At 59.8% G+C, this 24,856-nt stretch carries 19 protein-coding genes; 18 read left to right on the forward strand and 1 reads right to left on the reverse strand.

Annotated features, from left to right (window positions below; genetic code table 11):
- The first annotated feature begins 29 nt into the window (after nt 1–29).
- The gene (gene guaA / locus AVHM3334_RS12605) at nt 30–1,649 is read left to right on the forward strand and encodes a glutamine-hydrolyzing GMP synthase (RefSeq protein WP_284412765.1); all 1,620 of its coding nucleotides are present in this window, start codon (nt 30–32) and stop codon (nt 1,647–1,649) included.
- Nucleotides 1,650–1,811: 162 nt separating this feature from the next.
- Here guaA and AVHM3334_RS12610 read toward each other — a convergent pair whose 3' ends face one another.
- Nucleotides 1,812–2,294 carry an Hcp family type VI secretion system effector gene (locus tag AVHM3334_RS12610; RefSeq protein WP_092744991.1) on the reverse strand — a complete coding sequence of 161 codons (483 nt, stop codon included), beginning with the start codon at nt 2,292–2,294 and terminating at the stop codon, nt 1,812–1,814.
- A 623-nt stretch (nt 2,295–2,917) separates the two neighbouring features.
- Between AVHM3334_RS12610 and AVHM3334_RS12615 the strand changes: the two genes are divergently transcribed.
- The 17 genes from AVHM3334_RS12615 to tssG all read left to right on the forward strand — a co-directional run bounded on the left by AVHM3334_RS12615 (nt 2,918) and on the right by tssG (nt 24,844).
- Nucleotides 2,918–4,879, forward strand: a complete 1,962-nt coding sequence (locus tag AVHM3334_RS12615) for a serine/threonine protein kinase (protein WP_284412768.1) — start codon at nt 2,918–2,920, stop codon at nt 4,877–4,879.
- Complete coding sequence (locus AVHM3334_RS12620; RefSeq protein ID WP_284412770.1) at nt 4,876–5,688, forward strand: PEGA domain-containing protein; 813 nt, start codon at nt 4,876–4,878, stop codon at nt 5,686–5,688. Before AVHM3334_RS12615 ends, AVHM3334_RS12620 begins: the two co-directional genes overlap by 4 nt.
- A gap of 1 nt (nt 5,689) precedes the next feature.
- Nucleotides 5,690–6,169: a TssQ family T6SS-associated lipoprotein gene (locus AVHM3334_RS12625; RefSeq protein WP_284412772.1), complete on the forward strand. Its 480-nt coding sequence runs from the start codon at nt 5,690–5,692 to the stop codon at nt 6,167–6,169.
- Nucleotides 6,170–6,196: 27 nt separating this feature from the next.
- Nucleotides 6,197–8,398, forward strand: a complete 2,202-nt coding sequence (gene tagH, locus AVHM3334_RS12630; RefSeq protein WP_284412773.1) for a type VI secretion system-associated FHA domain protein TagH — start codon at nt 6,197–6,199, stop codon at nt 8,396–8,398.
- Nucleotides 8,395–9,183 carry a PP2C family protein-serine/threonine phosphatase gene (locus AVHM3334_RS12635; RefSeq protein WP_284412774.1) on the forward strand — a complete coding sequence of 263 codons (789 nt, stop codon included), beginning with the start codon at nt 8,395–8,397 and terminating at the stop codon, nt 9,181–9,183. Before tagH ends, AVHM3334_RS12635 begins: the two co-directional genes overlap by 4 nt.
- A 29-nt stretch (nt 9,184–9,212) precedes the next feature.
- A complete protein-coding gene (gene tssJ, locus AVHM3334_RS12640) occupies nt 9,213–9,782 on the forward strand; it encodes a type VI secretion system lipoprotein TssJ (RefSeq protein WP_284412775.1) in 570 nt (189 codons plus the stop codon).
- A gap of 5 nt (nt 9,783–9,787) precedes the next feature.
- Nucleotides 9,788–11,122: a type VI secretion system baseplate subunit TssK gene (gene tssK, locus AVHM3334_RS12645; RefSeq protein WP_284412776.1), complete on the forward strand. Its 1,335-nt coding sequence runs from the start codon at nt 9,788–9,790 to the stop codon at nt 11,120–11,122.
- A 14-nt stretch (nt 11,123–11,136) separates the two neighbouring features.
- Nucleotides 11,137–12,471, forward strand: coding sequence for a DotU family type VI secretion system protein (locus tag AVHM3334_RS12650; RefSeq protein WP_502869903.1), 1,335 nt, complete (start codon nt 11,137–11,139; stop codon nt 12,469–12,471).
- 2 nt (nt 12,472–12,473) lie between these two features.
- Nucleotides 12,474–16,103: a type VI secretion system membrane subunit TssM gene (tssM, locus tag AVHM3334_RS12655; RefSeq protein WP_284412779.1), complete on the forward strand. Its 3,630-nt coding sequence runs from the start codon at nt 12,474–12,476 to the stop codon at nt 16,101–16,103.
- The gene (tagF, locus tag AVHM3334_RS12660; protein WP_284412780.1) at nt 16,085–16,801 is read left to right on the forward strand and encodes a type VI secretion system-associated protein TagF; all 717 of its coding nucleotides are present in this window, start codon (nt 16,085–16,087) and stop codon (nt 16,799–16,801) included. The genes tssM and tagF overlap by 19 nt, the downstream gene beginning before the upstream one ends.
- A gap of 69 nt (nt 16,802–16,870) precedes the next feature.
- A complete protein-coding gene (gene tssA, locus AVHM3334_RS12665; RefSeq protein WP_284412781.1) occupies nt 16,871–17,884 on the forward strand; it encodes a type VI secretion system protein TssA in 1,014 nt (337 codons plus the stop codon).
- Nucleotides 17,885–18,197: 313 nt separating this feature from the next.
- Nucleotides 18,198–18,740 carry a type VI secretion system contractile sheath small subunit gene (tssB, locus tag AVHM3334_RS12670; protein WP_284412782.1) on the forward strand — a complete coding sequence of 181 codons (543 nt, stop codon included), beginning with the start codon at nt 18,198–18,200 and terminating at the stop codon, nt 18,738–18,740.
- 18 nt (nt 18,741–18,758) lie between these two features.
- Nucleotides 18,759–20,255 carry a type VI secretion system contractile sheath large subunit gene (gene tssC / locus AVHM3334_RS12675; RefSeq protein WP_092745004.1) on the forward strand — a complete coding sequence of 499 codons (1,497 nt, stop codon included), beginning with the start codon at nt 18,759–18,761 and terminating at the stop codon, nt 20,253–20,255.
- Nucleotides 20,256–20,448: 193 nt separating this feature from the next.
- The gene (locus tag AVHM3334_RS12680) at nt 20,449–21,228 is read left to right on the forward strand and encodes a type VI secretion system accessory protein TagJ (protein ID WP_284412783.1); all 780 of its coding nucleotides are present in this window, start codon (nt 20,449–20,451) and stop codon (nt 21,226–21,228) included.
- A gap of 23 nt (nt 21,229–21,251) precedes the next feature.
- The gene (gene tssE, locus AVHM3334_RS12685; protein ID WP_092745005.1) at nt 21,252–21,776 is read left to right on the forward strand and encodes a type VI secretion system baseplate subunit TssE; all 525 of its coding nucleotides are present in this window, start codon (nt 21,252–21,254) and stop codon (nt 21,774–21,776) included.
- 66 nt (nt 21,777–21,842) lie between these two features.
- Nucleotides 21,843–23,717, forward strand: a complete 1,875-nt coding sequence (gene tssF, locus AVHM3334_RS12690; protein ID WP_284412784.1) for a type VI secretion system baseplate subunit TssF — start codon at nt 21,843–21,845, stop codon at nt 23,715–23,717.
- Nucleotides 23,714–24,844 carry a type VI secretion system baseplate subunit TssG gene (gene tssG, locus AVHM3334_RS12695; RefSeq protein ID WP_284412785.1) on the forward strand — a complete coding sequence of 377 codons (1,131 nt, stop codon included), beginning with the start codon at nt 23,714–23,716 and terminating at the stop codon, nt 24,842–24,844. Before tssF ends, tssG begins: the two co-directional genes overlap by 4 nt.
- Nucleotides 24,845–24,856 lie beyond the last annotated feature (12 nt).

Consider the following 24,856-nt stretch of genomic DNA (forward strand, 5'->3'; position numbering starts at 1 on the left):
CTTTGTCTTTCCCGTTTCCGTCGCCTGCCATGCAACACCAGAAAATCCTCATCCTCGATTTCGGCTCCCAGGTCACCCAGCTCATTGCGCGCCGTATTCGTGAAGCCCACGTTCTCAGCGAAGTGCATCCCTGCGATGTCACGGACGAATGGATTCGCGACTATGCCAAGGACGGGTCGGTCAAAGGCGTAATTCTTTCCGGCAGCCACGCCAGTGTCTACGAAGACACCACCGACAAGGCGCCTCAAGCCGTGTTTGAACTGGGTGTGCCTGTGCTTGGTATCTGCTATGGCATGCAGGCCATGGCCCACCAACTGGGCGGCAAGGTCGAGGGTGGCCACAAGCGCGAGTTCGGCTTCGCAGCGGTACGTTCACGCGGCCATACGGAACTGCTCCGCGACATTGCCGACTTCACCACCCCGGAAGGCCATGGCATGCTCAATGCGTGGATGAGTCATGGCGACAAGGTCACTGAATTGCCCCCGGGCTTCAAGTTGATGGCCAGCACCGAAAGTTGCCCCATCGCAGGCATGGCAGATGAAGAGCGCAGGTTCTATGCGGTTCAATTCCACCCGGAAGTGACTCATACCGTACAGGGCAAGGCGATACTGGAGCGCTTCGTCCTGGGTATTTGCGGTGTGCGCCCTGACTGGATCATGGGTGATTACATCTCCGAAGCGGTGCAGAAAATCCGCGATCAGGTGGGTGACGAAGAGGTGATTCTTGGCCTGTCCGGCGGAGTCGATTCTTCAGTGGCGGCTGCACTGATCCATCGTGCCATCGGAGACCAATTGACCTGCGTGTTCGTCGATCACGGCCTGCTGCGCCTGAACGAAGGCGACGTGGTGATGGAAATGTTCCAGGGCAAGCTTCACGCGAAGGTCATTCGCGTCGATGCCAGCGATCTATTCCTTGACAAACTGTCAGGTGTGAGTGATCCTGAGGTGAAGCGCAAGATCATTGGTGGTGAATTCGTTACGGTGTTCAAGCAAGAAGCCGCCAAACTCAAAGCGGGCGACCAAGGTCACAAGGGCGCGACTTTCTTGGCGCAGGGCACGATCTACCCAGACGTCATCGAATCGGGCGGTGCCAAAAGCAAGAAGGCCGTCACCATCAAAAGCCATCACAACGTCGGGGGGCTGCCGGAACAACTCGGATTGAAGTTGTTGGAGCCTTTGCGTGATCTTTTCAAGGACGAGGTCCGTGAACTGGGGGTGGCCTTGGGACTGCCACCAGAGATGGTGTATCGCCATCCATTCCCGGGCCCTGGCCTAGGGGTTCGCATTCTTGGCGAGGTGAAGAAGGAGTACGCGGACCTGCTGCGGCGGGCTGACGACATTTTCATTCAGGAACTGCGCAATTTCACAGACCCTGGAACAGGCAAGAGTTGGTATGAGTTGACCAGCCAAGCATTCACAGTGTTTCTTCCGGTGAAGAGCGTCGGGGTAATGGGCGACGGGCGGACTTACGACTATGTCGTGGCCTTGCGTGCCGTGCAGACCAGCGATTTCATGACGGCAGATTGGGCAGAGTTGCCTTATACCCTGTTGAAGAAGGTGTCTGGTCGCATCATCAATGAAGTGCGCGGTATCAACCGCGTGACTTACGACGTCTCGAGCAAGCCACCTGCCACCATCGAGTGGGAGTGATTCAGAAAAGCTACTTGACGACGGATTGATATCGATGCGTTAAAGCACCGATTTCAATCAAAGTGCAGTTTGCTAGGCATGTCACGCTGTTTCAGTGTTCCTAGGCTAATAACCAATAAAAAAAGCCACACTTGTGTGGCTTTTCCATTGGCGGGAAGACGATCAGGCTTCCTTGTTTTCCTTGATGTTGAAGCCCATTTGGCTTTCCGCACCCTTGCCGCCTTGGTTGGTTTGTTCCCAGTATTGGGTTTTTACCTTGGCTGCCTGGAAAGCATAATTCACCAGCACAGAGTCGCTGCCGTCGGTGCCGCTAACGGTCACGCTGGTCACCATCACGTCGGTCAAGGTGATTTTGCCGAATTCGATTTGCGTTCCGCCTGCCTTGCACAGGGAAATTTCCACTTGGCCCAAGTGCTTGCCGGTCGCGCAATGCTTGAGAACTGCGGGATAGCACTTATCGATGGACGCCACGATGTTCAGGTCATGAAAAGTGACCTTGCCGGCTCCAGCGCCGCCGCCACTCGCCATGGAATTCGGCTGCGTGGCGCCCCAAGTGAACGAGTTGATGTCAGTCCAGCCCTTATGGTTGGAGTCTTGTGACTCACCGCTGGCGCCTTCGACCTTCATGAACATATCTACTGACATTATTGCTTCTCCTGTAGTTGCGATTTGGTACGCAAAGTCAATGAAAAGTCAGCGAATTCCCTCAAGCCGAAGGAATTCGCTGACCTGAGAAAACAGTCACACTACAGAAGGGCTGTGGCAGGAGAAATTAATACCCGTTGGGGTTGTGCATTCCTCCCGTTGAACTGCGTCTTACAGCGCCAACTGTGATCTGTTTATCTGCCGAGGATCATAAGAGTTAGGCATGTCATTTCGATGATGCAAGTTGGGTCTAATTAGCGCTGCTGAGAAACAGAGGAAACAATTTGTGTTGGCTGCGAGAATGGCTTCCATTGGTAACTGTTTCACTTGATGTGAAGGTAGACTCGCCTGTTTCGAAAATAGCACTGTGAGGGCAGGCGGCCCGCTTGATCGCTGTCGCGTAGCAGGGCTGACGGGAGGAGCATGGTCACGCTGCTGATCTATGATGCGGCGGCGCGCTCAAGGATTGCCAAGAGACTTCAGAAGTCCCCAGCAATTTATGCTGACCTCCAGGTGCCAGCGTCATTTCTCACCCGCTACAGAAGCGGAAGGAGGGGCGCTCAGAGTTGGCTTGACTCGTTCTCATACAACCTCTAAGACATAGATGCGCGAAGCGTGAAAACATGCACAAGGAAATAAGTGGTTCGGCGAACTGCCTGGCTCCCGGTGTCCAGGTTGGTGAATACCGGCTGAGCGATGTCATTGGAGAGGGTGGATTCGGTATCGTTTACCGGGCCAGAGACCTGAGCCTTGATCGCATCGTTGCGATCAAGGAGTACATGCCTTCTACGCTGGCAGGCCGCAAGGAGTCCAACCAGATCCATGTCCGGTCTCAGCACCGCGGTGCTTTCGATGCGGGTTTGCGCAGCTTCATCAATGAAGCGCGCCTATTGGCCAAGTTTTCCCATCCAGCATTGGTGCATGTATATCGGTTCTTCGAGGCAAATGGGACTGCATACATGGTCATGCAGTATTACGAAGGGCAGACTTTCCGCGCCTTCTTGAATCAGCAACCCAAGGCCATGGATGAGCAATGGCTTTCGGCCATCATCGCCCCAATCCTTGATGTGCTGGAGATGCTGCACGCTGCGGACTGTTACCACCGGGACATCGCCCCGGACAACATATTCCTGCAGTCCTCCGGCATGCCTGTCCTTTTGGATTTCGGTGCGGCCAGGCGGATCATCGGGGATATGACTCAGGCTTTGACCATGGTACTGAAGCCTGGCTTTGCTCCGATCGAGCAGTACGTGGATGATGGAGCGATGCCGCAAGGGGCATGGACGGACATCTACCAACTGGGGGCATTGCTTTATCTGTCGATCACGGGCCGTCCTCCAGCAACATCAGTTGCTCGGATGATCAACGATCCAGTCTCTACCCTTGTTCCCGAGAATTGTCCCGGCTTCAGTGCAAGATTTCTCAGTGGTGTGCATCATGCCTTGGCGATCAAGCCGCAGGATCGGCCCCAGTCCATTGGCGAGTTGCGCCACCTTTTGGGACTCAAGACCGTCACGCTGTCCTGGCCCAGTTCGGGAATGATGGGTTTGGGGGCCGCGGAGTCTTCTTTTTCTCCTTCTCTGGATTTCGACGCTCCGGCTGTTGTATCGATCCCAGCTGCGGCGCCAGCCCCATCCCCTGCAGAGGCTGTCCCAACGCCTTTAATCCCACAGCTCGAAGCAGGGCGTATTACGGCCCAGCCTCAGGCCTTGCAACCCATACCGATTCCTCCCGCCCATCAGCAGGAGCGCATTCCTTCAGAAGCCCGCGCATCAAGAGACGTCCAGTCTGTCATTCCTCCGCCATTGACGCCTTCTGTGCCTCGACCCGACATCCGTGCGCGCAAGGTTAAAACGGCGCAGGTCAAAGGAGAGGCTGTTGCGCAAAGGTCGCCATCAAAGCGTGCTGTATGGCTCCTTCCCGCACTCGGCTTCGCTGCTTTCGTGCTGATCGCAGGCGGAGGTGCATGGTGGTTCACCATTGGAAACGAGGGGGCGAAGCAGGAGGTGGTGCTGCCTAATTCGCAGGAGCTTGACCAATGGGGTTTGGCTTCGCGTATCAACACGCCTGATTCATTGCGGACTTACCTGAGTCTTTTTCCTAGCGGGACCCACCGTGCCGAGGCCGAGGAAAGGCTTGCCGGCTTGATGTCTCCGGCCCTGCCTGCATCCGTTCCATTGGCGCCGCAAGCGCCGGCCTCTGCACCATTGGTCGTAGCCTCTGCTGCGCCTGCCGCAGTGACGGATGTCGCGGCTGCAAAGTTGCCTGTGCCGCCGGCACCTGCTGCATCAACGCCTGCGTTGCCGGCAGTCATGCCCCCGCCAGAAGACCCCGCACGCACGCTGGCCCAAGCTGCTCGTGCTGCAGATGCTGAGAACAAGGGCAAGATTATTTTGCGGGTCATGCCCTGGGGAAATGTGTCTGTGGACAGAGTGCCCGCAGGAACCACGCCACCACTGACCCAACTCACTTTGACAGAAGGCCTTCATCGCATCGACATCTCCAACCCCGTTGCGCCTACCGTGACGAAAATGGTGTTGGTGAAAAAGGGCGAATCGTTCGTCCTGACGCATAAGTTCGAATGATGCGCTCTTGGTCGTTTTCAAAGCTCAGGTATGCCGCATGCGCCGTTGCTCTGGCCCATGCGTCCTTCAGTCATGCCGCATTGGATTGCGATGAAAAGCCGCTACCGACGAGGTCTGACGCCGCTTCGGTCAACACGGGTCGCCAGTATCTGGGGCAGGGTGTGGCGCTGTTTGACGCAAAGGACTTTCAGACCGCCGAACGTGCTTTTCAGTCCGCGTTATTCGCAGGCTTGCCCGATACGCAAGAGCGCGCTTCCGCACACAAATATTTGGCGTTCATCTATTGCACCAACGGAGAAAGCAAGCGGTGCGAAGCTGAGTTCGACGCGGCCTTTTCGGTGCGTCCTTCATTCAGGATCGACGGCTACGAACTCAATGGAACCCCCTGGCGGAGCGCGTATTTCCGATCACAGGCGCGATGGGCCACCCGCTGCGGGAAACCTGTTCTCGATGCCTCGGCAGATCCCGCAACGGCCGGTACCCCCGCCCGGCCAATGGAAGCGGCCGTTGCGGTTCCAGCGCCCCGTACATCCGCTAGCCAGGGTTCTGGTTCAGTGCCGGTCAGCGCGCTGTTTAAAACTCCAGACCGGGACTCGGCATTCAATGTTCGAATCCGGCTCAGTCCATGGGGCAATGTGCAGGTGGACGGAAAACCGTTAGGGGTCAGTCCCCCGCTAACCCAGTTGAAATTGGCTGTGGGCACCCATTCCCTGGAATTGTCTAATCCAGGCTTTGAAACCCTGAAAAAAACGATCACGGTCATCGATGGAGAAACTGTCACCATCGAACATGATTTTGATGCGAGGTAGCATGAAAAACAGAATTCCATCATTAATGAGCTATTGCGTGCTAGGCCTTGTGCTGACTGCTTGCCAGACAGCGCCGGATGCTCCGAAGACGTCTGCCGCCGATGCTTCGACGCAGCAGTCGGCCACTCCCGAACCCACGAAGCTGGACCCGGTAGCCGCCAAGGAGCAGGCGTTGAATCGTGCGCTGGACACCTATGCGGATGGTCGCTACGACGATGCGATAGCGGCACTGAACCCATTGATCGGCGCCACTGAACTTCCATTGGCGTCTCAGGTGAAGGTGCTCAAGTTCATTGCCTTCAGCCACTGTGCCATGGGGCGTTTGAGGCAGTGCCGTCAGCATTTTGATCTGGCGCTGGAGCAGGATCCCACCTTCCAGTTGACCGAAGCGGAAAAGGGCCATCCGGTCTGGGGCCGCGAATTCAATGCGGCGCGCGCAGCCGCTGCCCGTGCGAAACGCACCAACAAAAAAGCCTCTTGAGCACCAAGGAACAGTCAGGCACGTCCCATGGATAAAGTCGAACTCAGAGTTGCTCAACAGGCCAATCTTTCAGTAGAGCGGTCCTGGTCTGCGGTATTCGGCGTTGCCGGAGGCACGATTGGACGGGGCGGGCAGAACAAGCTGGTTTTGCCCGATTCCGACGCCAGCGTGGCCCGCGTGCACGCCATGGTTCGCATGGAGTCTGACGCGGCTTATATCGCCAACCTGTGTGAGCGTCGATCCATCACGGTAGCTGGGCAGGAAGTTCGGTCCGGCGAAGAGGTGCCCCTGGCCATTGGTGATGAAGTGGTGATCGGGCCGTACCGCCTGTATGCGCTGATGCCAGGTCAGCCGCTACCCGTCAAAGCTGATGGGCCGACGGCAATCCAGCAGCCTGAGCGACAAGATCAATCCGCTGCCGCAGTTCAGGTGCCAGTTGAAGAGCCGGTTTTGGCGTCAGTCGCCGTTTCCAGCCCATTCGATTTGCAATCTTCAGTAGAGACGCAAACCTCTGCCGATGACAGCAATCCCTTTGCGATTCTGGGGTTGGTTTCAGGACCTGCCATGGCATCACCAGAGGCTCCATCGACTGCACCTGCACCTGCAGTTTTACCGTCCTTCATGGCCGCACCTGCTTTGGATGTGCCGCCAATCAGCTCGAGTGCAGACAAGGCTGTCGCAGCGCCATCCTCGGTTTCATCTCAGAAAGCCATTCAGTCCGAAGTCGTCACTGCGCTTGTCGCCTCCTCAATCCCAGCCCCTGTGGTGCCAGCTTCCGGTTGGGACGACGCACCTCGTCCGGCGCCTGCAAAAGCGGCCGCACACCGCGCGCTTGTGATTCCGGATGATTTTGATTTGTTCGCACAAGATGTCAGCAAACAGGCGCAAAAGGGCGATCCCTGGGCTGGAGGCTTGCAAACCAAGAGCTTGGCGGATGTCGCCAACCTTCGGCATGACGATCTGTTGAAAACGCTACCTATCTCTGGACGGTTTGAGCACCAAATGGACAACCCGGCGCACACGGGTCTTCCCAAAACTCTGGACCCTCGCAACGAGTTGGATCCTATGCGCCTGTTCCAGCAAGATCGTGATCAACCCGCGCAGCAAGAGGCGGGCCCTTCTGCGCTGGGCTGCGATTTGTCGCAAGCTTTCAGCATGCCGAAGAGTGCCTCCACGGCAAACGTTGCAGAAGAGCGGATTGCGGTGGAATCGTTGGGTATCGAGGCCATCAGCATCGATGCAGCTGTGTCATCCGCTCAAGCCATTGCCTTGCCGCCTGGCACCTCCATCGGGTCCCCCACGCCATCGTATGGTGAGCAACCGGCAGAGCCCTTGGTCGGCCTGCGCAAAGTCGATGGTTTGAATTTGGACAGCTTTGGCGATGCATTGCCCCTTGCCGAAGCTTCGTGGATGCCTGCAGTCGAGCCGGTAGCACCTTTGGTTGAGGTAACCCCGGACCAGATTCCCCCGCAAGAGAATATTGCTGACCGAGAAATCATTTCTGAAGTCTCCCGCGAACACGCCAGCCCGAGGCCTTCGGCCAATGCGTATTCGACACCTGCGCAAGACGTGCAGGCGCCTGCCACGATGCCTGTGGCATCCGGCACTCCCGGCGTGCTGCCACCTGCAGAACTGAACGCATTGGTCACTGCTTTTCTGGATGGTGCGGGCGTTCTTCCCAAGAAGCTGGAGCCCACTCTGACACCGGAATTCATGCGTTCCTTTGGCGAGGCTTTTCGGGTCGCAGTGCAAGGCACTATCGATCTTCTCGCTGCACGCTCGGAAATCAAGCGGGAATTTCGTGCGGGCGTTACCGTCATTGCGTCGGGCGCCAACAATCCTTTGAAGTTCTTACCCACACCGGATGGCGTCATCATGCAGATGATCGGGCAGAATTTTCCCGGATTCATGCAGCCGATTCCTGCCATGAAGGACGCCTACCAGGATCTGTGCGTTCACCAGTTGGCGCTGATGGCCGGCATCCGTGCCGCGTATGCAGAAGCGCTTTCGCGTTTCGATCCTATGGAGCTCGAAAAGCAGGCTTCCACCATCGGCGGCATGCTGGGCAAGGTCTCTTCCATTGGCCGCAAGGCAGCCTTATGGGACGAATACAAGAAGAACTTCGATGCCATCCGTCGAGATGCCGAGGACGACCTGACCGCTTTCTCCGGTCAGGCGTTTCTGGAAGCGTATGAGAACGCTGAAGCGGCAGCAAAGGCAAAACTGTGATCGCGCACGTCGTCGGGGATCAATACCGGTTTCGTCTCACTACCGCATCGCTGTCGGACAGGGGTTCGCGCGCGACCAATGATGATTTCCTGGGCATGGTCGATGCGGGAGGACGAGGATTTTGCTGTGCACTGGCCGACGGCGCGGGGGGGCATGGCCACGGGGGGCTGGCCGCGCGGCTCACAGTGCATGCCGTCCTGGACGGTTTTCGCCATAACCCGCTGTTTGCGCCAGCCGGCCTTGCCTCTTTGATCTCATTGGCCGAACACACGGTGGCCGTGGAGCAGCCGGTATCGGTGTCCCGCAGGCACATGAGTGCCACCGTCGTGCTGTTGTGCCTGGACCTTTCCAATGGGCGGGCCCTGTGGGCCCACTGGGGTGACTCGCGCCTTTACTGGTTCAGGGACCAGCGGGTGCATCGAATGACGGAAGACCACAGCGTCGTGCAGCAGCTGCTGCATGCTGGGGTCTATCGCAATGAGGACCCTCGGGATTTGCCGAACCGGAGTGTTCTTGCGGGAGCCATCGGGGCCGAATCGCAGATTCCCCCAACCGTGCTGTCCAAAGCCGTCGATCTTGAGGCAGGAGATGCATTTTTATTGTGCTCGGATGGTCTTTGGGAGGGCATCCATGAGGACGATATGGAAGAGGCCCTGAGGCTCAGCCAGAATCCGGAAGACTGGTTGGAACACATGGAGACCACCTTGCGAGCCAAGGGCAAACCCCATCAAGACAATTTCAGCGCCTTCGCAATTTGGGTAGCACCCAACGAAGATGTGCTGTGACACCGTTTTCACGAATAAAGGAATTGACGATGCTTGAACGCGTTTTTGGAGGACGTCGGCCTGTGCTCGGGGCGGCTATGGGCATCATTGCACTGGGGCTGGCAGGGTGCGGCATCATCGGTTCGATGAATCGCCCGCAGGAAGCGCCTACGGCGGTACCGCCAGCGGTGTTTGAAATCGTGGCAGATCCCAAACTCAATCCCGACGTACATGGCGCTCCCAAGCCCATCTTGCTCAGGATGTACGAGTTGCGGGCTACCGCAGCGTTTGAGAAAGCCAGTTTTCTAGACCTCCAGGAAAAAGATGAAGCGCAACTGGGAAGCGACTTCGTGCGTCGCGAAGAATTCCTGGTAGTGCCTGGAGAGCGCCGTGTGATCGAGCGCAAGGGAAGTGCGGAAGTGCGCGCTTTCGCCTTTTTCGCGGGCTATCGCGATTTGGAAAAGAGCACTTGGCGCACCTCCGCTCCGGCCCCCAACTCGGTGGAGATGCGCCGCCACTGGTGGGGATTGGGTGAAACCGAGCGCTTGAATCCGGTGCGCTATCTCGTCACGGTGTCTCAGGACGCAGTCAAAGTTCAAGTTCAAGACAAAACGCAGTAACTACCATGGTCTGGCAGCGCAAAGTCGTATGGGCGGAGGGCATGTTCTTGCGCCCTCAGCATTTTCAGCAGCAAGATCGATTTACAGATTTTCTGGTGCAGGCGCGCACGCTGCCCACGCAATTCTTTTTCTGGGGGTTTTCGAGCCTGGTCCTGGACACGGAATTGCTCGCGCTCGGGAAGATCGGTTTGATCTCCGCCGAAGGTGTGCTGCCGGACGGGACACCCTTTAGTTTTCCGAATCATGACGAGCCGCCTCCCGCTTTGAGCATTGGCAAAGACGTCAAGGACACTGTTATCCATCTGGCGCTGCCGATGCGTCGGCGCATGGCTGCCGAAGTGTCTCTGGGCGCTGATTCGAACGCGCTGGTGCGCTACGCTGCCCAGGTGGCCGAGGTCGCCGATGTCAATGATGTCGGGGCTCAGCCTGCCGAGGTTCAGGTCGGGCAGATCAAGCTCGCGCTCCGTGCAACGCAGGACATCGCCGATGGCTGGGTGAGTCTTCCCCTGGTGCAGGTGGTTGAACGACGCGCTGACGGTTCTATCCTGCTGGATCCCACCTTCATTCCCACGGTGGTCACCAATGCCGAGATGTCGTACTTGGCTGTTTTTTGCCGCGAGTTGTTCGGCTTGCTACGGCAGCGCGGCGCAGCCCTGGAAGAACGGCTCACACAGCCAGGTCGTGGCGGCGTGGGGGAGGTCGGGGATTTCCTCATGCTGCAGTTCTTGAATCGATGGGAACCGGCAGTGGAGCATTGGGTTCGCATATCCGCCGTTCACCCCGAGCGGCTGTTTGACGACCTCCTCAAAATGGCGGGCGAACTGGCCACGTTCACGAGAGACCAACGCCGTCCTGCGCCCATGCCGGCCTATGACCATGACGATCTGCGCAGTTCCTTTCTTCCACTGATGCTTGAATTGCGCCGCGGCCTTTCGTCCGTGCTGGAGCAGAACGCCATCCAGATCGAACTGCAAGAACGCCAATATGGCGTGCATGTCGCGCTCATTCCGAGCACCGAGTTGCTGACCAGTTGCGACTTCGTGCTGGCAGTCCACTCGCAAGCCACCGTGGAGTTCCTGCGGGCGCATTTCCCGACCCAGATCAAGCTGGGCCCGGTCGAACGCATTCGCGATCTGGTGAATCTGCATTTGCCGGGCGTGACTTTGCGCTCCTTGCCGGTCGCGCCGCGGGAGATTCCCTACCACGCCGGATATTCTTATTTCGAGCTGGACACGGCGCATGACCTGTGGCGCCAGCTTCAGAATTCCGGGGGGCTCGCTTTGCACGTGTCTGGGGAATTTCCTGAACTGCAACTCGAGATGTGGGCGATTCGCCGTTAAGAACCGATATGTCCATTCAAACCTCCGGCAATTTATTTGCCTTCGACACGGGCAGCGGCACTGTGGCCGCAAGGGACGGTGCTGTGCCGCCTCAGGCGCCTGCCGGTGCGGTGCGCGAAACGGCTTTGCCCGATGTCGTCAGTGGCGGCAATCCGTTGGTGGCGGCTTCCAATACGTTGCTCAACCTGATCCCGCAAATCCGGGCGATGGCCACCAATGGCGACCCTGGTGGATTCCAGCAGTTCCTTTTGGAAAACATTCGCCAGTTCGAAAGCCGCGCAGGAAGCACCGGTGTGCCGATGGAAACCATCATCGGAGCCCGGTACTGCATCTGCACTGCCATCGACGAAGCGGCCGCGCAAACGCCGTGGGGTGGATCTGGCGTATGGCCAAAGTACAGCCTGCTGGTCGCGCTGCATAACGAAACCTGGGGCGGCGAGAAGTTTTTCCAACTGCTTTCCAAACTCGTTCAGACCCCCAATCAGCACATCGACCTGATCGAGTTGATGTATTTCTGTCTCATGCTCGGTTTCGAAGGGCGATACCACGTCGTTGAAAACGGGAAGAGCCAGTTGGAGAGCCTCAAGGCGCGGCTGCTGCAGGTCATCGAAGGGGCCAGGGGAGATCGCAGCGGGGCGCTGTCCCTGCATTGGCGCGGCGTCCAGCGTGCGGCGGTGCCGCCATGGACTTTGATTCCCTTCTGGGTCGCAGCGGCGCTGGCCTTGTTGATCGCTTTCTTGATTTTTCTCTGGTTCAATTATCGGCTGGCCTCGCGGTCCGATGATTTGTTCGCGGCAATCAATGGCATTCGCCTTCCGCAGGCGCCCACGGTGGTTGCTGCCGCGCCGAAGCCTCGTTTGCGCCAGTTCCTTGAGCCTGAAATCAGGGAAGGTCTGGTGGAAGTGAATGACCTTGCTGACCGGAGCATCATCATCCTGCGGGGTGACGGCCTGTTCGATGCCGGGGCAACGGTCGTCAAGCCACGCTATGTCGCCGTGATCCAGCGCATCGCCGCAGCACTGAACGAAGTGTCGGGGAAGGTCGTGGTCAACGGCTACACCGACAACTCACCGATCCGCACGGCTCGCTTTCCTTCCAATTGGCATTTGTCCCAGGAGCGGGCCCAGGCCGTGACCACCATGCTGCTCAAGAGCGTGTCTGACGGCCGAAGGCTTCATGCGGAAGGCCGTGCAGAAAGTGACCCGATCGCACCCAACACCACGCCGGAGGGCAAGGCACTCAACCGCCGTGTCGAGATCGTCTTGCATGTTGCTCCGCAGACCCGCGATAACGAACTGCAACTCGCCCCGGGTGCAGTTCCCAGCGGCAGCGCCACCAATCAAAAATAAGCATGTTCCGCAAGATATTCGATTTCCTGTTCAACAGGTTCACTCTGGTCCTGCTGGGGCTGGTGCTTTTGAGCTTGGTAATCTGGTTCATCGGACCGCTGATCTACATCAAGCCCTACCAGCCGCTGGAGAGCCCGCAAGTGCGGGGATGGTTGATCTTCTCGATCTTCGCTTTCTGGTTCTTGAAGCTGATGGTCCAGTGGTGGCGCGCCAAGCAGATGAACGCCCGGCTGCTCTCGCAACTGGCGCGGTTCGGCACGAGCGACAGGCCGGCTGAAAAATCCGGTCCGGGGGAAGAAGAAGTCGCCGAGCTTGAAACCCGTTTCAAGGAAGCCATCGGCGTCCTGAGCAAGACCCGCTTCGGCCAGACGGAACAAGGCTGGTTTGGCCGCCTGAACCGGCGCTACATCTACCAACTGCCCTGGTACCTCATCATCGGTTCACCAGGGTCCGGCAAGACGACGGCGCTGGTCAATTCCGGTCTGGATTTTCCGCTGGAAGCCCAGTTCGGCAAGGCGTCGATCCGGGGCGTCGGCGGTACCCGCAATTGTGATTGGTGGTTCACCGACCAAGCCGTTCTGCTGGACACGGCAGGCCGTTACACCACGCAAGAAAGCGATGAAACCCAGGACAAGGCCGCCTGGGGTGGGTTCTTGTCGCTCCTTCGCAGATTCCGTGGGCGGCAACCCGTCAATGGCGTGATCGTGACCCTCAGTGTCCAGGAGCTGTTGAGCAGCACGGATGCAGAACGTGATCGCCTGGCACGGCTGATCGGCATGCGGCTGGGCGAGCTGTGTGAAGAACTGGCCATCAAATTCCCCGTATACGTGCTGGTCACCAAAACCGATTTGCTGGCAGGATTCAACGAATTCTTCGGCAACATGAACCGCGAGGAGCGCTCCCAGGTTTGGGGGTTCACCAGCCCTTACAACGAAGGCGGAGTGCAGGAAGAGCCTGCAGCCCGCTTCCGGGCTGAATTCGACGAGTTGGCTGGGCAAATCAACCGACTGCTGCCCCAGCGCCTGCTCAGCGAGCCTGACCTTGCACGGCGCGGCCTGATCTATGGTCTGCCACAGCAATTCGTAGGGCTGCGCGATGTGGTGCAGGAAACCCTCTCCGTCATCTTCGCTTCGTCCCGCTTCAAGGAAAAGCCGCTGTTCCGTGGCGTGTACTTCACCAGCGGGACACAAGAAGGCATGCCATTCGACCGCGTGCTCTCGGCCCTTTCCCGGCGCTTCGCAGTGCCGTCACCGGCGGGTGCTTCGGTAGGAGCCGGCAAGACCGGGAAGAGCTACTTCATTGAAACGCTGCTCAAAGGCGTCATGTTCAATGAGGCAGGCTTGACGGGGCGCAATGCCAAAAAGGAGCGCCAACTGCGAATAGCGCAGGCAGGAGGTTTGCTTGCGCTGGTTTTGGCATTGGTCGGGGTGACCGTCGGCTGGGCGATCAGTCACGACAACAACGTGGCCTACATCGGCGAGGTGAAAGACCGCGTGCCCGCACTCAAGCAGGCAGTGAACGACGCGCGCGATGCAGATCCCGAAGATATGGTGAGCCTGCTTCCATTGCTGAACAACGCGGAATCGCTGGCGGTCAGCCAGCGTTATGAGGGTGACTCTGCTCCGTTGAGTTGGCGCCAGGGCTTGCTCCAGGTCCCGAAGGTACAGACGGCGGCAGACGCAACTTACATGCGACTTCTGGAAGATGCCTGGCTGCCGCGCCTGTCCCGGCATTTGCGCCGGTCGCTGCAGCAAACCTCCACCAGCAATCCCGAAGCGAGCTTTGAAGCGCTGAAGGTCTATTTGATGCTGTATGAGCCCGAGCGCTTCAACGCAAAGGCCATCCGTGCATGGATGGTGAACGATTGGGAGACTTCGCTTCCGCCCGGTCTGGTGCAATCCGGCGTGGTCAATCAACTGGCCCACCATCTGGATAATTTGATGGAAGACCGCGCTTTGGTGGCGCCCGTTCCGATGGACCAGCAATTGGTGGCCGAGGTCCGCCAGCGGCTCGCTCAGATGTCTCCGGCACAGCGGGCTTACAGCCGCGTCAAGCAATTGCTGTTGACGGGAAATTCGCTGCCACCCGAATTCACGGTGGTTCGTGCCAGCGGCCCCGAAGCGCCACAGGTCTTCTCGCGCCGCAGTGGACGTCCATTGACGCAGGGCATTTCCGGTTTGTTTACGTACGATGGGTATTACGGTGCCTTTGCGCAAGAGCTCCCCAAAGTGACCGCACTGCTTTCTCAGGAAGAAAGCTGGGTGCTGGGCAAGGCAGACGGACGGCGGAGTACCGCCAATGAGGTGTTGACCGGCCAATTGGCGCTGGAGGTCAAGCGGCTGTACCTGATGGAATACGCCAAGCTGTGGGAAGACTTTCTGGCCGATGTACGCCCTGTGCGAATCGCCTCGCTCGATCAGGCCGGCGAACAAGCACGCCTTTACTCGGCGGCCAACTCCAGTCTCGAACAGTTCATTCGCGCGGTGGCCAAGGAAACCACGCTGGGTCAACGGCCTTCCGCAGGCTCCGGCACCAGCAGCTGGTTGGGCGAGAAGATCAATCGCATCAAGGAAGAACAGGAGCAACTGAGCCGATTGACGGGCAAGCAGGTCAATGTTGCAGGGCTTACCTCCAGCGGCACCCTGGAAGCGGATCTGGTCGACTTCCGTTTCCGCGAGTACCGGCGATTGGCGACGTCCAACGGCTCAGGTTCTTCACCAATGACCGCCAGCCTGCAGGTGCTCAACGAGGCGGCTGCGGTCATCGCGTCGGCGCGGCAACAGGTGAGTGCGGGGGGAACGGTCCCTCCCTCGCTTTCGGCTACCTTGGAGCGGGTGCGCACTGAGGCCAAGCGGGTTCCTCCACCACTCAACGTGATGTATGAAGACTTGGCAGGCGCCACGTCGGCCTTCGTGGGGCGTGACGTGCGCGCCGCCGTGGGCGGCAACCTCAACGCGACGATCGGAGCATTTTGCAGGCGCGCCATCCTCGGCCGTTATCCATTCACGCGCAGCGCGAGCCGCGACGTCACGACGGATGACTTCGCACGCCTGTTCTCCGTGGGCGGCACGATGGACGAGTTCTTCCGGACCACCTTGCAGCCCATGGTGGATATCTCCACCAATCCCTGGAGCTTCAAACAGGGAGTGGATGGTTCGCCGGTGGGTGGCTCCGCCGCTTTGGCATCGTTCCAGCGCGCTGCCGTCATCCGGGACGTCTATTTCCGTGCGGGAGGCAAGGCGCCTTCGATTCGGCTGGACATCAAGCCGCTGGAGATGGATGCTGCAATCACGCAAATGGTGCTCGATGTGGATGGCGAGGTCTTGCGCTACCAGCACGGGCCTCAGATCCCCAAGTCGGTGAACTGGCCGGGTGCCCGCGGCACCGGTCAGGTCCGGCTCCAGTTGACAGGCTCCGGCGCTGAAAACACGGGCATGGTGACCGAGGGCCCTTGGGCTTTGCACCGGTTCTTCGACAAGGCGCAGATATCGCCGGGCAATGCACCGGAGCGTTTCATTGCGGCCTTCAATGTGGAGGGGCGACGCCTGCGGTTCGAAGTGACCACGGGCAGTGTGTTGAATCCTTTCCGTCTCAAAGCCATGGAGGAGTTCGAGTGTCCTGGCAACCTCTGAGTCAAGCATCGCCGCAACTGGAGTCCCGCATTGCCTGGTTTGGAAAGCTTCCGGGTCAAGGGGATTTTGTCGGTCGCAGAATGCCGCGTGCGGTGGGGGACGAATGGGATGCATGGCTGAGCCGCGGCTTGGAACAGTTGCGTGCCAAAGGGTCCGGCCAGTGGGAGCCTGGGTTCATCCAGTCGCCGCTGTGGTTCTTCGTGGCCAGCCTCGGTGGAAAAACATTTCCCATCTGTGGCGTTCTTGCTCCGAGTGCAGACCGCATCGGCCGCTGCTATCCCATTACCGCCTTGGCCATCGCTTCGGATCGTGCATGCTCCCTGGCGCCTGATTCGATGCTCGAGCGGTTCTTTTCCGGCACCCGTGAAGCCATCGTGGATGCTCGAAGGCTTGCATGGCCGGCAGACGAACTGGATGCAAAACTGACTTCGTTGCCGTGGCCGTTCAATGCCGACAAGGCGCCAGCAGTGGCGTCACCCTCAATGGCAGGCATTTTGGCGGACCTCGGACTGAGCCCATCGCAAGGCACCGCGGCAGCAGGTGGCCGGCCCTGGGGGGTGGGTCGAGACGTATTGCGCTCCAAGCAGCCCCGCAGTGTCTGGTGGCCGGATGCCCCAGGCGGCAGTGAAATGGTGGAGCACAACGGCCCCTTCGATGAACACCTCTTCGCCCGGCTTTTCACGAAAATCGCGGTCTAGAAAAGTTGGTTCCTTCATCCTTCCTCAAATAAGCAAGCGAACATATTCATGGGCGCTGACGGGTATTGAATGATTGATCTTGATGCTCTGCTGGTTCCCACCGGCGACACCCCCCCATGCGGGGAAGACCTGACGTACGACGCGGAGTTTCTCGCCCTTGAAAATGCGGCCAGCGGCAAGCCCGAGCAGCAGTTTGGTGAAACCGTGATTCCGGCGGAGCCGCCAGACTGGCGTGAGGTTGAAAAACGGTCCATCGCTCTTCTTTCTCGCACCAAAGACGTTCGGGTGGTGGCAAAGCTGTCACAGGCGCTGACGAACACGCAGGGTGTGCGAGGCCTGTCCCAGGGCGTGCAATTGATGGCTGCCGTGTTCGGCCAATACTGGGAGGAAGTCCATCCCTTGCCCGAAGACGGCGACCATTTCATGCGAATGAATGCAGTCGCCTCTTTGAACGATGTCACTGGTCAGCTGCGTGATTTGCGGCAGCAGGACTTCCTTCGGTCGGCGGCGGGTTCCATCAATGTCCGGGATGCGGAGGCCCTGGCCCGCGGCACGGCGGCTGATGGCACTATCAAGATGTCGCTCGACCAGCTGCGTGGCGCAGTGGCCGATGCCTGGCGGCAAGGCAACGAATCCCTGCGGGCCTGGGTGGTGGCCAACGAAGCCTTCCAGGCGATGCAGGCCGTCTTCAGGGACCGTCTGGAAGCGAGCCAGCGGCCCGACCTGGACCAGATTCAGGGATTGCTCACGGTACTCCGTGACCTGATTCCAAAAGACGCTGATGACAGTGTCGCTGCAGCATTGGCGGAAGATGCAGAAAACGGTGCTGTTGCCAGCCATGAATCGGTCTCTGCGCCCCAGGTCCAAACCGGGTTTGCATTGCGGTCACGGGCTGACGCCGTGGCAAGGTTGATGGAAATCGCTGAATTTCTGGACAAGACGGAACCGACCAACCCCGCTCCTTTGCTGATCCGGCGGGCAGTCAGATTGATGGGGCTGGATTTTCTCGACATTCTTCGGGAGCTGTCCCCGGAAAGCGTGGCGCAGGTGGAAAATATTACCGGCGTGAAGAGCCCGCTTTGAAAACGTTTTGTAGCATTTGAAAGCTGGACCATGGGGATACTGACGGGATGGAGTTCTGCCAGGATACTTCGGTGTATCTGAAGTTCCCTTGATACCCAGATGTTCGCGTTTATAGGCCATGGCTATGGAGGTGGCTGAGATCACGCGGTTGAAGAACTGGGCGACCTTGGATCGCGGAGAGCATCCTGAAAATCGATGCTCCACTTTGTTGTGAATTTGTAAGTTGGTGTTTGGTGAAGTCGTTGTAATTGCAATGCCTTCACAAGAACCTACGCTCACGTTTTATAAATCCTAGGAAAAGAGAAGTTACATCATGACACTGAGCAAAACGGGTAAGAGTGGTCAGAAATTCATTGCTCGCAATCGCGCACCACGGGTTCAGATCGAATACGACGTGGAGATCTACGGCTCAGAAAAGAAGGTGCAGATTCCCTTCGTCATGGGGGTCATGGCCGACCTTTCCGGCAAGCCCGTGGAAGCGCTGCCAGAAATCGCAGACCGGAAGTTTCTGGAAATCGACATCGACAACTTCGATGCGCGCATGAAGTCCATCAAACCACGCGTCTCTTTCAATGTGCCCAATACGCTGACGGGCGATGGCCGCCTGCACATCGAACTCACGTTCGACAGCATGGAAGATTTTTCACCCGCCGCCATTGCGCGCAAGGTGGGCGCGCTCAATTCCATGTTGGAAGCGCGCACCCAACTGCACAACCTGCTGTCGTACATGGATGGCAAGCAAGGGGCTGAAGAACTGATCAGCAAGGTCTTGAAGGACCCTGCATTGCTCAAGTCGCTGGCGGCCATGCCCAAGCCTGCAGATACCACCGCCGAGCCATCGGCGGACGTCAAATAAGCGAGGAGTGACCAGACCATGAACGCACGCCAAATGGAAGCGGCACCAGCCGCTCAGACGCTCGAAGGCAATGAATTCGCTTCGTTGCTGCAAAAAGAATTCAAGCCCAAGACCGACCAGGCCCGCGAGGCCGTCGAAGCTGCGGTGCAGACGCTGGCCCAGCAAGCCCTGGCCGCCTCGGCCACGCTTTCCGACGATGCCTACCAGACGGTGCAGGCCATCATTGCGGAGATCGATCGCAAGCTGTCCGAGCAAGTCAACCAGATCATCCACCACAGCGAGTTCCAGCAGTTGGAAGGCGCGTGGCGCGGGCTGCACCACTTGGTCCACAACACCGAAGTGGACGAGATGCTCAAGATTCGGGTAATGAATATCTCGAAGAAGGAACTGCATCGCAACATGCGGCGCTACAAGGGCGTGGGCTGGGACCAAAGCCCCATCTTCAAGAAGGTGTACGAGGAAGAGTACGGTCAGTTCGGTGGCGAACCCTTTGGTTGCCTGGTCGGCGACTATCACTTCGATCACAGCCCGACCGATGTCGAGCTGCTGGGTGAGCTGGCCAAGGTGTCCGCTGCGGCGCATTGCCCGTTCATCGCCGGCGCATCGCCTTCCATGATGCAGATGGAGTCCTGGCAGGAGCTGGCCAATCCCCGCGACCTGACCAAGATCTTCACCAACACCGAGTACGCCGCCTGGCGCAGCTTGCGCGAGTCCGATGATTCGAAGTACATCGGCCTGGCCATGCCCCGATTCCTGGCGCGGTTGCCTTACGGTGCGAAGACCAATCCGGTCGATGAGTTCGACTTCGAAGAAGAAACCGCCAGTGGCGACCACAGCAAGTATTGCTGGGCCAATTCGGCCTACGCCATGGCGGTGAACATCAACCGCTCCTTCAAGTACTACGGATGGTGCACTTCCATTCGGGGCGTGGAGTCTGGCGGGGCGGTGGACAACCTGCCGGCGCACACGTTCCCGACGGACGATGGCGGCGTGGACATGAAGTGCCCGACGGAAATCGCCATCAGCGACCGCCGCGAAGCCGAGCTGGCCAAGAACGGTTTCATGCCGCTAGTACACCGCAAGAACTCCGATGTGGCCGCCTTCATCGGTGCGCAGTCGTTGAACAAGCCTGCCGAGTACTACGATGCCGACGCCACGGCCAACGCCAACCTGTCGGCGCGTCTGCCTTACATGTTCGCATGCTGCCGTTTCGCGCATTACCTCAAGTGCATCGTGCGCGACAAGATCGGTTCGTTCAAAGAGCGTTCCGACATGGAGCTCTGGCTCAACGACTGGATCATGAACTACGTCGATGGCGACCCAGCCAATTCGTCGCAGGAAACGAAGGCACGCAAGCCCCTGGCGGCTGCCGAAGTGCAAGTGGAAGAAGTCGAGGGCAACCCTGGCTACTACACCTCCAAGTTCTTCCTTCGCCCGCATTACCAGCTCGAAGGCCTGACGGTTTCGCTGCGTCTGGTGTCCAAGCTGCCTTCCGTCAAGCAAGCCGGCAATTGAGCGTTCGTGCGCTGGGAGAAGGGGTTTTTACCCTGCTTCCCTGCGCACTCCGTTGCTGACTTTTCAGGTGGCGCCTTCAGCCTGGCGCCATTTCGTATTGCGGGGTGGCGTCGCTCCTGCGCTGCCACCATTTCTGATGGAGCAACGGCGGCGCCTGCCTCCACGCTCCCATCGTTCAAGACCGATCCGTCCCATGATCTTCGATTCCAAGCTTCCGCTGGACACGCAACTGAGTTCCTTGAAGGATGCCATTCGCAAAGACCCGGCGGATGCATCCCTGCGCGTCTTCTACTTCCAGATGCTGGTGCTGTTCGGTGAATGGCAGAAGGCGCTCGACCAGCTCCAGATCTGCGCTCAGCTGGACAGCAAGACCGCCCCCATGGCCAAGGCCTATCGGGAGGTGATTCTTTGCGAAGTCGCTCGGCGCGACGTGTTCGCCGGCAAACGCACCCCACAGGTCCTGGGTGACCCCTCCGCCTGGCTGGGCTGGATGGTCGAGGCGCTCAAATGCGCGGCAGATGGCCAGCACGACAAGGCGGCGCAATTGCGCAGCAGCGCTTTCGAAGAAGCGCCTGGCTCAGCGGGCGAACTGGACGGCAGTCCTTTCGAATGGTTGGCTGATTCCGACGCGCGGCTGGGACCGGTTTGCGAGCTCTACGCCAATGGTGGCTATTACTGGGTGCCTTTCACGGCGGTCCAGCAGATCAATTTCGAGAAGCCTCAGGATTTGCGCGATCTGGTCTGGTCGGCCTGCGAGATCACGCTGGTCAATGGCGGCCAGATGCTCGGGTTCATTCCCACCCGGTATCCCGGCTCGGAAAGCGCTGGTTCCGATGGCGTGCGCCTGTCGCGCACCACCGAATGGACCGAACTGGGTCAAGAGCAGGTTTCCGGACTCGGCCAGCGCGTCTGGATCTCCGATCAGGCCGATCACGCGCTGCTGGACGTACGCCGGATCCAGTTCTCGGCCTGATGGATTCGAGGCAGTTCCGTCCCATGGCGACCACGCGGCCCAACGACAATTTCGGCAACGGAAAAGACCGTCTTCAGCCGGCCTTGCTCGACCGGTTGACAGACCACGAGCCCACCAAGCGCACCGAACGCGCCGATGCCGTCTATGTCACCGAGGCGCGCCTGCGCCAAGCCCTGTTGCGGGATTTGAACTGGTTGCTCAATGCTTCCGACGCGACATCGCACATCGATTTCGAGGGCCTTCCCGAAGCCGAGCGATCCGTCCTCAACTACGGTATGACGCCGCTGGCGGGGCAATTGCTCTCCGAACTGGACTGGAAGGACATCGAGAAGGCCATTCTCCGGTCCATCCTCGCCCATGAGCCACGCATCCTGCGCGACACGCTGGTGGTCGCACTCGCGCCGTCCAGCAAATTGTTCAGCCACCACAACACCCTGCAGTTCGAAATCCGCTGCCAGTTCTGGTCGGCGCCGTATCCGCTGGAGCTGCTGCTCAAGACCAGTCTCGACCTGGAAACAGGGCAGGTGGTCGTCTCTGATTTACGGTGAAGTGATCCAGGCCATGCATCTTTGCGCAATCCGAACGGGTGATGACGTCGTGAAGGGCGTTGCCCGATGAACCCGCGTCTGGTCGAGTACTACAACCGCGAGCTCAGCTACCTGCGTGAACTGGGCGCCGAGTTCGCTGCCGCCTTTCCCAAGGTGGCAGGCCGCCTGTCGATTCGCGAACTGGAAGTGGCCGATCCTTACGTCGAGCGATTGCTCGAGGGATTCAGCTTCCTGACCGCCCGCATCCAGATGAAGATGGACGCGGAGTTCCCGCGCCTGTCGCAGCGCATTCTGGAAATGGTCTGCCCGCACTACCTGGCGCCTACACCGTCCATGGTGGTGGTGCAGATGGAGCCGAGTGCCAGCGAAGGCAGCCTGGCCGATGGCTACACGCTGCCCGTGGGCAGCGTGCTGCGGGCCCGCAAGACCGCGCAAGAGCAGACGCCGTGCGATTTCCGCACCGGCCACGAGCTCACGCTCTGGCCCATCGACCTGACCCATGCACGGCTGGGCGGCCCTCCGCTCGACCTGCCCTTGTCGCGCCTGCGTTTGCCCGAAGAGCCGGCCGGACACCTGCGCATCGATCTTTCGACGCGCGGCGCGCTGAGGTTCTGCGACCTGCGCATGGCCCGTCTGGACGTGCACATTTCCGCGGGCGATGCGGTGGCGTCGCACCTGCAGGAGCTGATCCACGAATCGCTGATCGGCATCGTCGTCCATGATGCGCAGGATCCTTCGCGCGTCTGGGCGCATCTGCCGGCCGAGGCGCTGCAGGCCGAAGGCTATGAGCAGTCGCAAGCGCTGCTGCCTTACTCGCACCGCAGTTTTCAGGGGCACCGGTTGCTCCACGAGTATTTCGCGTTTCCGGCGCGTTTTCGTTTCTTTTCGGTGCGCGATTTGCGCGCAGCCTTCGCCAAGGCCGAGACGAAGAACGTGGCCATCACCCTGCTGCTGCGCCGTGCGCAGCCGAGCCTGGAAGCGCAGGTCGATCGGCACAAGTTTCTGCTGCACTGCGTGCCTGCCATCAACTTGTTCGAACGTCCCGCCGACCGGATCCATGTGGCGCCGAATGTCAACGAGTACCACGTGGTTCCCGATCGCACGCGCCCGCGCGACTTCGAGGTCTATAGCGTTCTGGGTGTCACCGGGCATCGCGAAGGCCAGCTCAACGATCGCGAGTTCGTGCCGTTGTTTTCATCGATCCACGGCATCCGGTCGAGCGACCAGGCTTACTTTGCAGCACGCCGGGAGCCGAGGCTTTTCTCCGAGCATGCAGCGCGCTTCGGTCCCCGCACCCAGTACCTGGGCAGTGAGGTTTTCATTTCGCTGGTCGATCAGCGGGAGGCTCCGTTCTCCGACGACCTCAAGCAACTCAGCGTCCGTACGCTGTGCACCAACCGCGATCTGCCGTTGCTGATGGGTGGGCGCAGCAGCGAAGGCGACTTCACCACGGTGGAGTCGGTCCCGGTGGACCGCGTCCGCACGGTGGCGGGGCCCACGCGGCCCACATCGAGCGTGGCCGAAAACGAAATCACCTGGCGCCTCATTTCGCACCTGTCGCTGAACTATCTGGCGATGACGGACCTGTCGGAGGAGGAGGGCGCGGCGACGTTGCGTGACCTGCTTCGCCTCTACCTCGATCTGGGCGACAAGGATTTGTCGGGCCAGGTGTCCAGCATCAAGGGGCTGGGTATCTCGGCCATCACCCGCCGGCTGCCGCAGCACGGGCAACTCGTGTATGGCCGGGGCGTGGGGGTGGCGGTCGGCGTGGACGAAAGCTCCCTGGCCGGCGTCAGCCCCTGGCCGCTGATGGCGGTGTTGGAGCGGTTTTTCGCCCGGCATGTGGGCGTGAACAGCTATACCGAATTGGCCCTCGATTCGCGCCAGCGGGGCCGGATCGCGCAGTGGCGCGTGCGGCCTGGACAAAGGCCCTGCACATGAGCCAGTTGCCCACGCTCGGCGGGGGCGAAGGCCGGGATGCACGCAGCCCGCAGGCGCCCGACAGCGCTGGCGTGGCGCGCTTTTGGCAAAAGCTGAAGGCCAACCCGCACGAGTTCGACCTGTTCTTCACGCTGCGGCTGCTGCAGGCGCGCCAGCCTGGCCTCCCCCGGTTCGGCCGAGCGCTGCGGCCGCAGGCTGAATCACTGCGGCTGGGGCAGGACCCTTCGCTGGCGTTTGCGCCAGCCACCTTGGCCGAAGTGCTGCCGGCGACGGCGGGCCAGCCCGAACGGCTGATGGTGTGGAATTTCGGGCTCTACGGACCCAACGGGCCGATGCCCACGCACCTGACGGAATACGTGCGCGAGCGGCTGCGGCAGTACGACGACCCCACGCTCGCCCGTTTTTCGGACATCTTTCACCACCGGCTGCTGCTGCTGTTCTTCCGCGCCTGGTCGGACCCGCAGCCGACCACCTCGCTGGACCGCGCGGGCGACGACGCGTTCGGGCGACATGTGCGCAGCCTGGTCGGCTTGGGCGAGCCGACGCAAATGGGCCGTGATGCGGTGCCCGACCATGCCAAGCAATACATGGCGGGGCACCTGACGCGCTGGACACGCAACCCCGAAGGCCTGATGGCCGCGATTCGCGTGTACTTCGGCGTGCCGGTGGAGCTGATCGAATACACCTTGCACTACCTTGAGCTGGAGCCCCGCCAGCAGACCCGGCTTTCGCGCAACGCCTGCAATTCGCAACTGGGTGTGGACACCGTGGTCGGAAGCCGCGTGCCCGATGCGCAGAGCAAGTTCCGCCTTCGGATCGGACCGCTCACGCTGGCGCAGTACGAACGGTTTTTGCCGGCCGGCGAAGACTTCCAGGCCCTGGTGGACTGGGTGCGCAACTATCTGGGCATCGAGTTCGCTTGGGACTTCGAACTGGTTCTGCGCCGCGAAGACGTGCCGCCTTGCCAGCTCGGCGGCGCCACGCGGCTGGGCTGGACGACCTGGTCGCTGTCGGCGCCCGCCACCCGCGACCCTGACGACTTCCGCCTCGACCCCGAACACTGGCTGACCCTGCGCAAAGGCGCAGCCCGCCGCGCGACTCCACCGCCTGCCTCCGTGCATGCCTGACGCATTCCTTTT

The sequence above is a fragment of the Acidovorax sp. SUPP3334 genome (assembly GCF_030159055.1).
Lineage (GTDB): Bacteria > Pseudomonadota > Gammaproteobacteria > Burkholderiales > Burkholderiaceae_C > Paracidovorax.

Excerpts from the sequence above, each read along its gene's own strand:
- guaA (WP_284412765.1), top strand. The coding sequence starts at position 30 with ATGCAACACCAGAAAATCCTCATCCTCGATTTCGGCTCCCAGGTCACC.
- AVHM3334_RS12610 (WP_092744991.1), bottom strand. The coding sequence starts at position 2,294 with ATGTCAGTAGATATGTTCATGAAGGTCGAAGGCGCCAGCGGTGAGTCA.
- AVHM3334_RS12615 (WP_284412768.1), top strand. The coding sequence starts at position 2,918 with ATGCACAAGGAAATAAGTGGTTCGGCGAACTGCCTGGCTCCCGGTGTC.
- AVHM3334_RS12620 (WP_284412770.1), top strand. The coding sequence starts at position 4,876 with ATGATGCGCTCTTGGTCGTTTTCAAAGCTCAGGTATGCCGCATGCGCC.
- AVHM3334_RS12625 (WP_284412772.1), top strand. The coding sequence starts at position 5,690 with ATGAAAAACAGAATTCCATCATTAATGAGCTATTGCGTGCTAGGCCTT.
- tagH (WP_284412773.1), top strand. The coding sequence starts at position 6,197 with ATGGATAAAGTCGAACTCAGAGTTGCTCAACAGGCCAATCTTTCAGTA.
- tssJ (WP_284412775.1), top strand. The coding sequence starts at position 9,213 with ATGCTTGAACGCGTTTTTGGAGGACGTCGGCCTGTGCTCGGGGCGGCT.
- tssK (WP_284412776.1), top strand. The coding sequence starts at position 9,788 with ATGGTCTGGCAGCGCAAAGTCGTATGGGCGGAGGGCATGTTCTTGCGC.
- tssM (WP_284412779.1), top strand. The coding sequence starts at position 12,474 with ATGTTCCGCAAGATATTCGATTTCCTGTTCAACAGGTTCACTCTGGTC.
- tssA (WP_284412781.1), top strand. The coding sequence starts at position 16,871 with ATGATTGATCTTGATGCTCTGCTGGTTCCCACCGGCGACACCCCCCCA.
- tssB (WP_284412782.1), top strand. The coding sequence starts at position 18,198 with ATGACACTGAGCAAAACGGGTAAGAGTGGTCAGAAATTCATTGCTCGC.
- tssC (WP_092745004.1), top strand. The coding sequence starts at position 18,759 with ATGAACGCACGCCAAATGGAAGCGGCACCAGCCGCTCAGACGCTCGAA.
- AVHM3334_RS12680 (WP_284412783.1), top strand. The coding sequence starts at position 20,449 with ATGATCTTCGATTCCAAGCTTCCGCTGGACACGCAACTGAGTTCCTTG.
- tssE (WP_092745005.1), top strand. The coding sequence starts at position 21,252 with ATGGCGACCACGCGGCCCAACGACAATTTCGGCAACGGAAAAGACCGT.
- tssF (WP_284412784.1), top strand. The coding sequence starts at position 21,843 with ATGAACCCGCGTCTGGTCGAGTACTACAACCGCGAGCTCAGCTACCTG.
- tssG (WP_284412785.1), top strand. The coding sequence starts at position 23,714 with ATGAGCCAGTTGCCCACGCTCGGCGGGGGCGAAGGCCGGGATGCACGC.